The organism is Lysinibacillus sp. DFXJR4, from assembly GCF_057196045.1.
In genome coordinates this window covers 37,448-52,157 of the sequence record NZ_JBXUNW010000005.1, presented here as the reverse complement: position 1 = coordinate 52,157, position 14,710 = coordinate 37,448, and the positions used below count along the sequence as shown (strand labels likewise).

The 14,710-nt window shown below is 39.7% G+C and carries 13 protein-coding genes; 2 read left to right on the top strand and 11 right to left on the bottom strand.

The features are described from left to right. Nucleotide 1: 1 nt before the first annotated feature. Complete coding sequence (gene mce / locus AC2CGN_RS12920; protein WP_286925917.1) at nucleotides 2-415, bottom strand: methylmalonyl-CoA epimerase; 414 nt, start codon at nucleotides 413-415, stop codon at nucleotides 2-4. Between the two features lie 125 nt (nucleotides 416-540). Between mce and prli42 the strand changes: the two genes are divergently transcribed. Then, the gene (prli42, locus tag AC2CGN_RS12915; RefSeq protein ID WP_283164667.1) at nucleotides 541-636 is read left to right on the top strand and encodes a stressosome-associated protein Prli42; all 96 of its coding nucleotides are present in this window, start codon (nucleotides 541-543) and stop codon (nucleotides 634-636) included. Nucleotides 637-656: 20 nt separating this feature from the next. On the opposite strand, the gene AC2CGN_RS12910 is transcribed toward prli42, so the two are convergent. The 10 genes from AC2CGN_RS12910 to AC2CGN_RS12865 all read right to left on the bottom strand — a co-directional run bounded on the left by AC2CGN_RS12910 (nucleotide 657) and on the right by AC2CGN_RS12865 (nucleotide 14,131). Further along, on the bottom strand, nucleotides 657-1,634 hold the full coding sequence (locus AC2CGN_RS12910) for an aromatic acid exporter family protein (protein ID WP_286925913.1): 978 nt from the start codon (nucleotides 1,632-1,634) through the stop codon (nucleotides 657-659). 226 nt (nucleotides 1,635-1,860) lie between these two features. Further along, entirely contained in the window at nucleotides 1,861-2,301 is a 441-nt protein-coding gene (locus AC2CGN_RS12905) for a BrxA/BrxB family bacilliredoxin (RefSeq protein ID WP_054771654.1), read from the bottom strand. A gap of 174 nt (nucleotides 2,302-2,475) precedes the next feature. Then, nucleotides 2,476-3,567, bottom strand: coding sequence for a methylmalonyl Co-A mutase-associated GTPase MeaB (meaB, locus tag AC2CGN_RS12900; protein WP_429982245.1), 1,092 nt, complete (start codon nucleotides 3,565-3,567; stop codon nucleotides 2,476-2,478). Continuing rightward, nucleotides 3,567-5,720, bottom strand: coding sequence for a methylmalonyl-CoA mutase (scpA, locus tag AC2CGN_RS12895; protein ID WP_484514219.1), 2,154 nt, complete (start codon nucleotides 5,718-5,720; stop codon nucleotides 3,567-3,569). The genes meaB and scpA overlap by 1 nt, the downstream gene beginning before the upstream one ends. After that, a complete protein-coding gene (locus AC2CGN_RS12890; protein WP_484514217.1) occupies nucleotides 5,717-7,420 on the bottom strand; it encodes a methylmalonyl-CoA mutase family protein in 1,704 nt (567 codons plus the stop codon). Before AC2CGN_RS12890 ends, scpA begins: the two co-directional genes overlap by 4 nt. Before the next feature lie 121 nt (nucleotides 7,421-7,541). Continuing rightward, entirely contained in the window at nucleotides 7,542-8,888 is a 1,347-nt protein-coding gene (locus tag AC2CGN_RS12885; RefSeq protein WP_429982248.1) for a dihydrolipoamide acetyltransferase family protein, read from the bottom strand. Between the two features lie 209 nt (nucleotides 8,889-9,097). After that, nucleotides 9,098-10,081: an alpha-ketoacid dehydrogenase subunit beta gene (locus tag AC2CGN_RS12880; protein WP_429982249.1), complete on the bottom strand. Its 984-nt coding sequence runs from the start codon at nucleotides 10,079-10,081 to the stop codon at nucleotides 9,098-9,100. After that, complete coding sequence (locus AC2CGN_RS12875) at nucleotides 10,081-11,097, bottom strand: thiamine pyrophosphate-dependent dehydrogenase E1 component subunit alpha (RefSeq protein ID WP_484514214.1); 1,017 nt, start codon at nucleotides 11,095-11,097, stop codon at nucleotides 10,081-10,083. Before AC2CGN_RS12875 ends, AC2CGN_RS12880 begins: the two co-directional genes overlap by 1 nt. 331 nt (nucleotides 11,098-11,428) lie before the next feature. Then, complete coding sequence (lpdA, locus tag AC2CGN_RS12870) at nucleotides 11,429-12,856, bottom strand: dihydrolipoyl dehydrogenase (RefSeq protein WP_429982251.1); 1,428 nt, start codon at nucleotides 12,854-12,856, stop codon at nucleotides 11,429-11,431. A gap of 180 nt (nucleotides 12,857-13,036) precedes the next feature. Then, nucleotides 13,037-14,131, bottom strand: a complete 1,095-nt coding sequence (locus AC2CGN_RS12865; protein WP_286924336.1) for a Leu/Phe/Val dehydrogenase — start codon at nucleotides 14,129-14,131, stop codon at nucleotides 13,037-13,039. Nucleotides 14,132-14,436: 305 nt separating this feature from the next. On the opposite strand from AC2CGN_RS12865, the gene AC2CGN_RS12860 reads away from it, so the two are divergent. After that, complete coding sequence (locus AC2CGN_RS12860; protein ID WP_283868557.1) at nucleotides 14,437-14,673, top strand: DUF2627 domain-containing protein; 237 nt, start codon at nucleotides 14,437-14,439, stop codon at nucleotides 14,671-14,673. Nucleotides 14,674-14,710: the final 37 nt, after the last annotated feature.

Genomic DNA, 14,710 nt, shown 5'->3' with positions numbered 1-14,710 from the left:
ATCACTTATCCCCTTTTCCACTTTTATCGCATAATTCATATAACACACCGAAAGATGATTTAGGATGCATGAAGGCTACCTCTGCACCACCAGCACCTGGTCCTGGCTCTTCTGATAAAAGACGTACACCTTTTTCACGAAGCTCTGACATACGCTCACGAATCCCTGTCACACCGAAAGCTACATGGTGAATACCTTCCCCACGTTTTTCGATATATCCATGAATGGTACTTTTTTCACTCATCGGTTCTAATAACTCAATTTTTACATTACCCGCATCTATGAATGCAACACGAACCTGTTGAGATTCTACTTCTTCCACTTTTAGCAGCTTTAAGCCTAAAGTTTCTGTATAATATGTAATGCGTTCATCAAGATCACGCACCGCAATCCCAATATGATCTACTTTCTCCATGGTGACATCTCCTTCTGTTATGGTACATACTCTATTTTACAGACTTTTTTGTCAAAACTCTACTACTTGAGAAATTTTTCAGATTTGCTAAACTATTTATAAGAAAAGAAGGAGCGAACGAGCATATGAGTAATAAAAAATTTCAAAAAATCGTCGTTTATACGATGGTCGCAATCATGATAATTTCATCTCTAGCATTCGGCTTATCGATGTTAGTGTAATGAAAAGCTAGGCGTCCGCATTACTGCGGGCGCTCTTTCTTTACCTTCAACCCCTTAAAAGATTGTTTAATTTCTAAATATCGGTCCATTTCCTCCATAAATTGATAGAGTGCCGCTTGTGCTAAAAATTGCTCGTGATTTTGTGGTAGTGGTAATTGGGCAAAATCTCGCCTCACCTGCTCTAGCTTCTCTCTAAAATGACTAGCCGTATTTCCTGAATGAACATGCTCAGCAAGATCTTGAACAAAGTCAGCCACTATCGTCGCCTCTTGTACTATAACAGGCAGGGCTGTTATTTTTGGGAGTACTCTTTCAATAATTTCGAGCTGCTGTTCACGCATATCAAAATAGACATAGTAATCATTTTTTCGTCTCATAAAGTGATTTTCAACATCTTTAAAGGCTAGTGATTTCGCATTATTTAAAGCTGTAATAGCTTCAATTATTTCTTGCCCATCCCACAATGTATCGCCTTCTCTTAAATAATTAGCAATTTCTAAAAAAATTTTACTATATAGCTCCTCAATTTTAACTCGATAGTAATTTAATTCCTTTTGTATATCTGGCATATACATATTAATTGCTATTCCCGTTCCATAACCTATTGCCATTAAAGCAAATTCATTTGAAACCAATGTCCACGAGAATTTTTCAGCAGCATAAATATGCATAATAATTACCGCACTTGAGACAAAGCCGTCTGCTACCTTCAGTGATACAATTGTGGGGATAAAAATAATGAGCATCCCTGCTAGTGTAAGTGGGTGATATGAAAATAACTCAAAGCTTAAAAAGGCATAAAGCATACCGATAATACTTGCGACAAATCGTGTATAAGCAGCATGAAGGGATTTTTTCTTCGTTGGCTGTACACAAAGTATTGTTAAAATACCTGCAGATGCATAAGAAGCTAATTCGAAATACTGGGCAATGGCTATTGCAATGGCTGCACCAGTTGCCGTTTTTAATGTACGATAGCCGATTGAAAACTTCTTCAAGTCGACTGCCTCCCATCCTCCATTACTCTTCACTTATTCTATTCATCAAATCAATTCAATTTTTGAGGTAAATCATTTAGCTAATATTTTAAAAATTCCAAATATATTTTTGCTATTATTACAGTAGAATGCACCAATTATCTACTATTATTGATAAGGAACAGTCCCCGCAACTAGTGATGTTGCTGCGGGGCGTTCATCTTATCAAATTAATTAATGAATATTATTAAAGCTCATCACAGTATTCTTCAAAGTTTGCTTGTAAATTTGTTACAACAGACATTGGATCATGACCTTCAATTTCGTAGCGCCCAACTTCAGCTACCACTTGTCCATCCTTTAACAGAATAAATGATGGAGAGGATGGTAAGTGATCTTCTCCGAAGTGATAACGAGCAGCTGCCGTTGCTTCTTTATCTTGACCAGCAAAAACTGTAACAAGATGATCTGGACGTTTATCGTAATGAACGCTTTGTGCTGCAGCTGGACGAGCGATACCTCCTGCACAGCCACATACTGAATTGACCATGACTAATGTAGTACCTGGACGAGCAAACGCCTCTTCAACAGCTTCTGGTGTGCGTAGCTGTTCATAACCAGCAGCCTCAATTTCCGCACGTGCTGTTTTTGAAATTTCTTGCATAAATAAATCGTAATCCATATTCATATAGCGATAGCTCCTTTCAAGTTCGTGTCACCTTAGACTTTAGACTGACACTAATACATCTCCTATCATAGCAGTTAGTGGCGATTTTGTGCACCTACTTGCTCAGTAATTTCGCATTGGTTTCTATACTTCCACTACTACACTTTTGCTAAATGAAGATACAACAGTTTATAGCTATGTTTGATTATCGCTAAATAAACGATCTACACCTTGTGTTACTGTTAGCTGTCCATTTAAAATTTGGCTTTCTAACAGTTGTACTTGTGCCTTGCGTTCTGGATTACCATAAAACGCATCAATTAAATGGTCAGTAATCATTGATTGGAACCAATCCTTAGTTTGATTTTGACGTCTAATCGACCAGTAATTATTTGCTTCGACGGTTTGCCTAAATTCTCCGATTGTATCCCAAACTTTGTCGAGACCGCGTTTTTCCCATGAACTAACCGGCATAGCAGTAGACATCCACCCTGGCGTAGCTGGCTGTAAGAAATGCAAAATTTGCTTATACTCAGATACAGTCTTTTTGGCTAAACGTACATTATCACCATCCGCCTTGTGCACTACGATGGCGTCTGCTAATTCCATAATGCCCTTTTTCATGCCTTGTAGCTCGTCACCAGCTCCTGTTAATACTAGCAACAGGAAGAAGTCAACCATACCACGGACATATGTTTCACTTTGTCCAACACCAACAGTTTCAATTAAAATAACATCATAGCCAGCAGCTTCACAAACTAGCATTGTTTCACGTGTTTTTTTATGGACACCCCCTAGGGTACCAGCTGAAGGAGATGGTCGAACAAATGCATTCGGCTTCTTAACAAGCTCCTCCATACGTGTTTTGTCACCTAAAATACTCCCTCCAGATAGTGAGGAACTTGGATCAATCGCTAGCACTGCAACCTTCATCCCCATCTCACAAAGCATCGTTCCGAAAGCCTCAATAAATGAGCTTTTTCCAGCACCAGGAACGCCTGTAATGCCTATACGAACACTATTTCCTGTATGTGGTAGAAGCTCCTGTAAAAGCTCTTGTGCCTGTGCTTTATGCACGACATTTGAGCTTTCAATGAGTGTTATCGCCTTTGATAATTGAGTACGGGAACCTGCCATTACCTCCCGGGCAAGCGCCTGTATGTCAATTTTGTCAGCTTTTTTCTTTCGGAATTTTTTTGGTACACCATATTGCATACCATCGTGAGATGCTGCTACTCCATCCATGACAAATAGTGCACTTTCCTGCATCTCTTTGTTTTTGTCCATTACTTAGACACTTCCTCATAACCTAAGCGTTTGTAGATTTCTTCAATAATTTTAATGGCCGATACAGGGATAACTGTACCTGGTCCAAAGATTGCTACGGCGCCAGCTTCATAAAGGAATTCATAATCCTGTGCTGGAATAACACCGCCAACAATAATGATAATATCTTCACGACCTAGCTTTGTTAGCTCAGATACCAATGCAGGAACTAATGTTTTGTGTCCTGCTGCTAAAGAGGATACACCGATACAATGTACGTCATTTTCAACCGCCATTTGAGCTGTTTCCTCTGGTGTCATAAATAGTGGAGAAATATCTACGTCAAAACCTAAGTCAGCATAGCCTGTTGCGATAACTTTGGCACCACGATCATGACCATCTTGCCCCATTTTTGCTACTAAAATACGTGGGCGGCGACCTTCATTTTCAAGGAATTCGTCTGTCATTTGTTTTACTTCAAGAATCTGCTCCTCATCAGAGAAGTTCGCAGAGTAAACACCAGAAATGGAACGGATGATTGCTTTATGACGGCCAGAAACAACTTCAATTGCATCTGAAATTTCCCCTAAAGACGCACGAGCACGCGCTGCATCAACCGCTACTGCTAATAAGTTTTCTCCGCCTTCTTCTGCAGCCTTTGTTAGTCGAGCAAGATGTTTTTGTACTTCCTCTTCATTACGAGCTGCGCGCATTGATTCTAATCGCTCAATTTGTTTTTGACGCACTAATGTGTTATCAATGTCGAGAATATCAATAGGCTCTTCTTTTTCTAGACGATACTTATTGACACCAACAATTGTTTCAGATTTAGAGTCAATTTTTGCCTGACGTTTTGCCGCAGCTTCCTCAACTTTCATTTTTGGAAGACCTGTTTCAATCGCTTTCGCCATTCCACCTAGTTCTTCTATCTCTTCGATTAATGCCCATGCGGATTTTGTAATTTCCTCCGTTAATTTCTCCACATAGTATGAACCACCCCATGGATCAATCACTTTCGTCATAGCCGTTTCTTCCTGTAAGAATAACTGTGTATTACGTGCAATACGAGCAGAGAAGTCTGTTGGAAGAGCAATCGCCTCATCAAGTGCATTTGTGTGAAGAGATTGTGTATGACCCATTGAGGATGCATTAGCCTCAATTAATGTACGTGTTACGTTATTAAATGGATCTTGCTCTGTTAAAGACCAGCCAGATGTTTGTGAATGTGTACGAAGTGCTAATGTCTTTGGATTTTTTGGATTGAACGTAGACATCATTTGCGCCCAAATACGACGAGCAGCACGCATTTTTGCAACTTCCATATAATAATTCATACCGATTGCCCAGAAGAACGATAAACGCGGGGCAAAGGCATCAATATCGATGCCAGCTTTCAATCCCGTACGAACATACTCAAGACCATCTGCTAATGTATAAGCAAGCTCGATGTCGTTAGTCGCTCCGGCTTCCTGAATATGGTAACCAGAGATCGAAATAGAGTTAAATTTTGGCATAAATTTCGCTGTATATTCGAAAATATCCGCAATAATTTTCATAGACATTGCTGGTGGGTAAATGTAAGTATTACGAACCATGTATTCTTTTAAAATATCGTTTTGAATCGTACCTGCAAGCTTGTCAGGTGTAACCCCCTGCTCTTCAGCTGCAACGATATAGAATGCCAACACTGGTAATACCGCACCATTCATTGTCATTGACACGGACATCTGATCTAAAGGAATTTGGTCGAATAGGATTTTCATATCTTCGACAGAATCAATGGCAACCCCAGCTTTACCAACATCCCCAGTTACGCGTTGATGATCGGAGTCATAGCCACGGTGAGTAGCTAAGTCAAAGGCAACAGATAGTCCTTTTTGACCCATTGCTAGATTACGTTTGTAGAATGCATTGGATTCTTCAGCTGTTGAGAAACCGGCATATTGGCGAACAGTCCAAGGACGAGCTACATACATCGTAGGGTATGGACCACGCGTATTTGGCGCAATACCTGCTACATCATTTAAATGCTTTGCCTCTTTAATATCTTCTTTTGTGTATATATCTTTAATTTCGATCCCTTCATTTGTCATGAATTTTTCTTCTGACGCTTGAGGTGCTTCTGCTGCTAAAACTTTTTCGATTTCAACTGCACTAAAATTTGGCTTGCTCATCGTTGGACCTCCTTCATGCTAGCGAACACTGAATTTAATTTTTCAATGATGTTCTGTCCTGCGAAAATAAAGCCGTTTAAGCCATCTGCTAACCAAGCTTCTTCTTCGTCTTTATATTTACCTGCAACATCAACAAGCACATTAGCAGGTTTACCCGCTAGAATCGCTGATACTAATTCTTTTGTATCGTCATCATTGCCAGCAATCACCACATAGGTTGCTTCTGTAGTATTTAACCATGCCACTGCTTCTTCAGCCGTTGCGATTGGTTCACTTTTTTCTGGTACTAAACCTACTGTATTTAAGAAACCAGATACAAAATCAGCACGTGGTTTCGAGCTTTTTAATGTACCTAATGCTAAGATTCCTGTTTTCACATTAGCAGCCGTCATGTCTGCTCGTAATTGCTCGAAAGGTATAGCAATTCGCTTAATATCTGAAAATAGTGGATTCGTTTCACTCTCAAGCATATCTGCTGGATTTGCATAAATATTCGTACCAATTAGAGATTGCTTTCGTGTTTGTGTAGCTTTAATACGAGCTTGGTATGATTGCTCTAATTCTTCTGCTAGCTTTCCTGAGGCAATATAAGCATCAATGCCCCCAGCAGCTTCAATATCTAAGAATAATGCCCAAGCTTCTTTCACAAAATCAGCTGTCAATGACTCAATGAAATATGAACCTCCAGCTGGGTCAGTTACTTTTAACACATTTGTTTCTTCTTTTAAAACTAAAGATACATTACGTGCAATACGAATTGATTGATCAGTTGGCTTTGTTAATGCATCATGTGGATGAACAGTAAAGACGTCTGCACCACCAATTAAGCCAGAAAGCGCTTCATTTGCTGCACGTAGTAGGTTTACATAAACATCTAATTTTGAGAAGCTTCTTAATGAAGTTTCTGCAAGTGTTGGAATTTTAATATTTTTTTCTATACCATAAGCAGATGAGAACGCTTTCCAAAGTACTTTAAAAGCACGAAGTTTAGCAATCTCTGTAAAGAACTGTGTATCAATGGCAAAGGTTACATAAAATCGCTTTGCAAAGGCTTCAAAGCTTTCTTCTTGCTCTGCATATTTAGCCGCAAACGCAAGTGCATATGCTAATTCTTGGACAGCATTTGCTCCTTGATTGTGATAAATCGTAATATCTGCACCGATTGAGCGCACGTTCGGAAAATCAGTTAAAGTGATAGGGTTTTTTGAAATGATGAAACCTTTGGTAGCTTCTCGTTGTTCAATGGCAATGTTGTCGAATACTGCTAATAATGGGTCATTTGAATTTTCAACTGTAATTTTAAACGAATATTCTGAGAAATAAGTCGCTAATTTTGCTACTATTTCTGCAGTCCATTCAAAATTAACACGGCTATCGATTGTTACTACTTCGTTTCCACGCGCTAAACTATCATCTAGCTGAGCAAAAAATGCTTCGCCTGTGTCAGCATAAACTTGCTGTGCCACTTTAAAAACTTGACTATTTTGTAGGGAACGGATTGTGGCAACTTGTTTATCAAGTTCTTCACCAAGTTTTGCTACTAAACTTTCTTGTGTGTAAAGAGGTTCTAATGTAATACCTTCACTTGTTTTCGTTAAAAGAGACTCGAATGGTTTCCCTTTTAAAGCCTTGATTGCTGCATCTTGCCATTCTGAATAGGACGGCTTTTCAAATTCAATATTTTTCATGTTGTTTGACATGCGGACGCTTAATCAGCTTCCCCCCTTAGTAGTTTCTATTTGTTATTCTACATGACAAATTGCGACTCGAAAAGCAAAAAAAAATTCGGAAACCGTTATACAACAGGTTTCCGAGTAGTCATCAGTAGACTGACGTCGAAGATTTATTTGTATTTTCGAGTATTTCTTTTACTCTATTTAGGAATTTACCACAAACAAGTCCGTCTAAAACGCGGTGATCTAATGATAAACATAAATTCACAATATCACGTGCAGCAAACATGCCACCCGGTAAAACAACTGGTTTTTTTACAATACTTTCCACCTGCAAAATTGCTGCTTGTGGATAATTGATGATGCCCATCGACTGCATAGAGCCGAATGCACCCGTATTATTGACCGTAAAAGTTCCACCTTTGATATCATCCATTGACAATTTTCCAGCACGTACTTTGACAGCGAGCTCATTAATTTCCCTCGCAATCCCTTTAATTGATTTTTCATCAGCGTGTTTTATAACAGGGACAAATAAGGCATCGTCAGTTGCGACAGCAATAGAAATATTAATGTCATGCTTCTGAATAATTTTATCCTCTGCCCACATAGAATTCATCATTGGGAACTCTTTTAATGCTTGTGCAACTGCCTTCACAAAGAAGGCAAAATACGTAATATTAAAGCCTTCTTTTTGTTTAAACTCTGTCTTTATACTGTCTCGATAAGTGACTAAATCCGTTACATCCACTTCCATCATCATCCATGCATGTGGCACTTCATGAACACTTCTTACCATATTATTGGCGATTGCACGACGCACTTTCGTTACAGGTATTTCAATATCCCCTGCTTGCAAAGGCTGTGTAGGTGTGACTGGCTTCATATCGTTCTGTGCAGTTTCATTTGCTACAGCAGGAACTGAGTGTTGTACAGGAGTATCAGCGACAGAAGGTGTTTCAGCCTGTGTAGTTGGCACAGCTCCCGCTTCAATTAAGGCAAGAAGGTCTTTTCTTGTAATACGTCCTCCTTCGCCTGTTCCTGTAACTTGCTCGAGTGCAATATCATGCTCCTGTGCAAGTCGAAGAACTGCTGGTGAATAGCGAACTTTATCCTGCCTTACTGGTTTTGGTGGTGCTACCGTAGCTGTCGTAGCTTGTTGTGTTTCTTGTTTTCTTTGTACACCTGCATTTAAAATCGCTGTACTAACTGCTGATTTCTTCGTTGGAGGTGGAGGTGGTAGCTCGCTGTCACCGGCAATTTCAATAGAGCAAACGATTGCACCTACTGGTAACGTTTGGCCTTCCTCTGCAAGCAACTCTGTAATAACACCTTCAAAAGATGAAGGGATTTCTGCATTTACTTTATCTGTAGCAACTTCTGCTAGCGGGTCATATTTTTTTACTGTATCACCAGGCTTAACAAGCCATTTTTCAATTGTTCCTTCTGTTACACTTTCACCGAGCTGTGGCATTGTGATATTTTGAATCGCCATCATCTATTCCTCCCATCCATTTAAGCCTAGCCGTATTTATATGTGACAAACCATTTTAGAATGAATAGCCGACACGATGCTGTAGAAAAACAGTTCTCAAAACGGACTATTCGACTGAGGCTTTTTCTTTTACAATAAGTATTGGTAGCACTCACTAATCAAAAGATTTTCACTAAATACTTTTTCAATTTGTGAGAAGCGCCTTCTCTTTAGAAGGCAGCTAGTTCACGCATCGCACGCTCTACTTTATCAGGATTTATCATAAAATACTTTTCCATTGTTGGAGCATAAGGCATCGCCGGTACATCTGGTCCTGCAAGGCGTTGAATTGGTGCATCAAGATCAAATAAACAATGCTCAGCGATGATGGCCGCCACCTCGCTCATGATACTACCCTCTTTGTTATCCTCTGTTACCAGTAACACTTTTCCTGTTTTACTTGCAGCCTCAATAATTGCTTCCTTATCAAGTGGATATACAGTACGAAGATCTAGAATATGTGCAGAAATACCATCTGCTGCTAGTCGCTCCGCAGCTTGTAATGCAAAATGTACAGCTAAACCGTACGTAATGACCGTAATGTCATCTCCCTCACGTTTAACATCTGCTTTACCAATTGGTAATGTGTAATCATCCGCAGGCACTTCACCTTTAATCAAGCGATATGCACGTTTATGCTCAAAAAATAAAACAGGGTCTTCATCACGAATAGCTGCTTTTAATAGACCTTTAGCATCATATGGTGTTGATGGAATAACAATTTTCAATCCTGGCGTTCCTGCAAAAAGTGCCTCTACAGATTGGGAATGATAGAGTGCTCCATGTATACCCCCACCAAACGGGGCACGTATTACCATTGGACAAGACCAGTCATTATTTGAACGGTAACGAATTTTTGCTGCCTCAGAGACGATTTGGTTCACAGCAGGCATAATAAAATCCGCGAACTGCATTTCGGCAATTGGGCGCATACCATACATCGCAGCTCCTATACCAACACCGGCTATAGCACTTTCTGCAAGAGGCGTATCAAGTACACGATATTCACCAAATTGATCGTACAAGCCAGTAGTTGCTTTAAATACTCCACCCTTACGACCAACATCCTCTCCTAAAATGAAAACACGCTCATCACGTTCCATTTCTTCCTTCATCGCTAATGTAATCGCATCAATATAAGACATCACTGCCATTACACGTCACCTCCGTCCACTGGTGCATACACGTATTTCAAAGCATGTTCCGGTGTGGCATACGGTGCAGCCTCTGCATAATCCGTAGCCTCATTTACTTCAGCCATCACACGTTCCTCGATTTCTGAACGTAGTTTCTCTGACATTACACCCATATCCATAAGATACTTTTCAAATAGTAAAATAGGATCCTTAGCCTTTCCTTCTGCTATATCTTCAGCCGTACGGTATTGACGATCATCATCATCGGAAGAGTGAGCCGTTAAACGGTATGTTACAGTTTCTATTAAACTTGGACCTTCACCAGTACGCGCACGGTCTGCAGCCTCTTTCACCACTTTATAGACTTGTAATGGGCATTTGCCATCAACCGTAACACCTGGCATACCATAGCCAATACCACGATCTGATACTTTCGCACAGCCTAATTGACGTTCAACTGGTACAGAAATTGCATATTGATTATTTTCTACCATTATAATGACGGGAAGCTTATGAACACCTGCAAAATTCGCTCCTTCATGGAAATCCCCTTGGTTAGAAGAACCTTCACCAAGCGTAACGAAAGAAACAAAATCTTCTTTTTGTAGCCGTCCTGCAAGGGCAACGCCCACTGCATGTGGAACTTGCGTTGTAACAGGAGATGACCCCGTTAAAATACGATTTTTCTTTTGACCAAAATGACCTGGCATTTGACGACCACCAGAGTTTGGATCTTCTGCTTTGGCAAATGCAGACAGCATCAACTCTCTTGGTGTCATACCAAAATGTAAAACAACGCCCATGTCACGATAATATGGTGCAATATAATCCTTCTCTTTATCGAGTGCAAAGGCTGCTCCAACTTGTGCTGCCTCTTGTCCTTGACAAGAAATAACAAAGGGAATTTTACCTGAACGGTTTAATAACCACATACGCTCATCTAATCTTCTTGCCATTAACATCGTTTCGAACATTGCAAGGACATCTTCATTTGATAAACCTAAATCTTCATGCTTGATTTGAACATCTTGCATACGAACACCCCTTTCGCATTGTAAAGAAATAACTAAAGTATATAATCCTCTCACACGATAATACTTTAGTTATGAAATGATAAATTATGCCTCGGCATAATTGCGTCCGGAATCGGCTTTGTGTTTACACAAAGAACTCCCTTTCGATTCCGTGACATCCGCCGGAGGCTTTGGGCCAACACGATGTTGGTCACTCAGGCGTTTTCACAGGATGTGAAGATCTTAGCCTGAGTTCCTCTATTTCAGCGTGTCTTTGGCCACCCATTGAAACGTAGCCGAATTCACATTCATCTCACGACCTATAAAGGTGGGAGACTTCTGCTGAGAGAGGTTAAAAATGAATAGCACGATTATCTACAGCTAATGCTGATTCTACTAGCACCTCATTAAGAGACGGATGCGGATGAATAGCCTGACTAACTTCCCATGGCGTTGCATCAAGTAATTTAGCAAGTGATGCTTCACCAATTAAATCTGTTACATGTGGCCCCACCATATGAATACCCAAAATATCATTCGTTTCTTCATCTGCTATAATTTTTACAAAGCCGTCTGTCTCTCCATTTACAAGTGCTTTACCAATCGCCTTGAATGGAAACTTTCCTATTTTTAAGGTAAAGCCCTGCTCCTTAGCAGCACTTTCTGTTAAGCCAATGCTTGCAACCTCTGGAAAAGAGTAAACGCATTTTGGCACCTTTAGTACATCTAGTGCTTCTGTTTTTCCTGAGGCAATATGTTCAATGGCACATAATCCTTCATGTGAAGCTACATGTGCTAATTGCAACCCACCAATCACATCACCAATAGCATACATATGTGATTCCTTTGTCTGATACGAATTATTAACTTTAATAAATCCATTCTCAACTTCGATTTCTGTATTTTCTAAGCCTATACCTTGTGTATTTGCTTCACGCCCTACACTAAGCAATAATTTATCAGCCTCGAATAATTCATCCTTATCGTTAACTTTCGCAGAAATGAAAACGTTATCATTTTCAATTTTGAATGTTCCCGTATCTAAGCGGGCGTTTGTCACAATACGAACGCCTCTTTTTTCAAGCTGCTTCGTGACTTCTTTGACAATGTCTGTATCTTCAGATGGTAAAATCGATGGCCCATATTCAATAACCGTTACGTATACGCCAAAATCACAAAGCATTGATGCCCATTCGATTCCAATAACACCGCCACCAACAATTAGCAATGACTTCGGTAGCGCCTCCATTTGTAATGCATGATCTGAGTTCATGACATATTTTCCATCAATTGTTAGTCCAGCCATTCCTCTAGGCTTTGAACCTGTTGCAATCACAACATTTGTTGGCACAAGCATTTCATTTTCCTCGCCATTACTCATTTCAACTGAAATAGTACCTGGCATTGGCGAAAAGATAGAAGGTCCTAAAATTCTGCCTGTTCCCTGATAAACATCTATTTTACCTTTTTTCATCAGTGTATTCACACCTTGGCTCAACTGCTCAACAATGGCTTGTTTTCTTGCCTGTACTTTGTCAAATTGCAATGTAACTCCTTCAATATCTACACCAAATTCTGCAGCCGTTTTATTGGCCATACGATACACTTCAGCACTTCGAAGTAAGGCCTTACTTGGTATACAGCCTTTATGTAAGCATGTACCACCAAGTTGCTCACGTTCAACTATAGCGGTTTTTAAACCTAACTGTGCCGCACGAATTGCTGCAACATAGCCTCCTGTACCTCCACCTAAAATGACAACATCATAATTTTGAGCCATATTGTTTCCCCCTTATGAGAAAAGTGCTAAATCCGCCTATCCTTCAATCACATTGGATAATATAAGAAAAATCCCTTTCACTCCTTAGTTGGGCTTTAGGTTAATTTCAGTTAAGCTACTAATCTCTAATTAAAGTTAGAAGAAGTCGACAATGCGACTTCCCTAATGATTAAACGTTTTTTAACGACCATGTAAAATATTTTTTTCATTTTTTAAAAATTGGCTACGTGATTTAGACACTCGTGCAATTCGTTCTTCTGCTAAACGGTTAGCCGCTACATACGTAGGAATACCATCTCGTTTGGAAATAGTAAAGATTTTTTCAATACTATCATAAATACCATCAACACGCTTCATCGCTCGCTCACGATTATAGCCATATAATTCATCTGCTACGTTTATAACCCCACCTGCATTGATAACATAATCAGGCGCATAAACAATTCCTAATTCATGTAAGATATCACCATGGCGAGAATCTTGTAGTTGATTATTGGCAGAACCAGCAACAACCCTTGCCTTTAATTGTGGAATCGTTTCATCATTTAAAATTGCTCCTAATGCACAAGGTGAGAAGATATCCACTTCCTGTGAATAGATGTCATCTGGTGCGACAGCAGTTGCGCCAAAATCATGAACTACTCGATCAATTGCTGCTTGATTAATATCAGTCACAACAAGTTTTGCACCCTCATTATGTAAATACTCGCAAAGCTTGTAAGCAACATTTCCTAGCCCTTGTACAGAAATTGTACGTCCCTCTAAAGAATCAGATCCAAAGGCTTCTTTTGCTGCTGCCTTCATCCCACGATAAACACCGTACGCAGTTACTGGAGATGGATTACCTGATGAACCAAACGCTGGAGAAATACCAGTTACATAATTTGTTTCTTCATGGATTAAATCCATATCTGTTACTGTTGTACCAACATCCTCCGCTGTAATGTAGCGTCCATTAAGCCCCTGGATAAAACGTCCCAGCGCTCTGAACATTTCCTCATTTTTATCTTTAAATGGGTCACCGATAATGACCGTTTTCCCACCGCCAAGGTTTAAACCAGCAGCTGCATTTTTATAGGTCATGCCACGTGCTAAACGTAATGCATCCTCAATCGCATTCTCTTCTGATGCATATGTCCACATACGTGCCCCGCCTAATGCTGGTCCAAGTGTTGTGTCATGGATTGCGATAATCGCTTTTAACCCTGATGCTTCATCTTGGCAAAATACCAATTGTTCATAATCATACTTTTCCATATACTTGAAGATTTCCATGAAAACTCGCCCCTTTGCTTTGGAAAGTGCATCCCCAAATGCCCATCCAATCAAGTTTTAAATGATAATAAAATTGTTTAGTAATGGATAATAATGCTCCATTTAATTTTACAATACTGACAATTTCACAATTTCGCAACTATTATTACACATTCTCAATTAAGTAAGAATTTTCTAAACATTCAGTTACAGATTAGTTTATGCCCTTTGTGCTTATGTCTTCAGCAGTCACATAGTGAAATAACGTTTCTTGACATTCCAATAACCACAGGTACAATTAAACTTAGGAATAAGGAGGGACATGCATGGCTCGTTTAGCTGCATTTATTGTAATGCTTATTCCAGGTCTTATGGCTGCAGGTGGCATTAAATTCATGCGTGATACATTATTTGGTAAACTTATTGCACCTTTCCCGTTTTTATGGTTACAGTTCGTTGTGGGCGTCATTCTCTTTGTAATAGGATTTGGCTTTTTTGCAGGCTTTTTACTCCATCGCGATCGAAAAAATGGAAAAGTTGCTCCGCGCTTCCAAAAAAAATAAAAATAGCTATCCATCTAAGTCATCTGACTTACTGGAT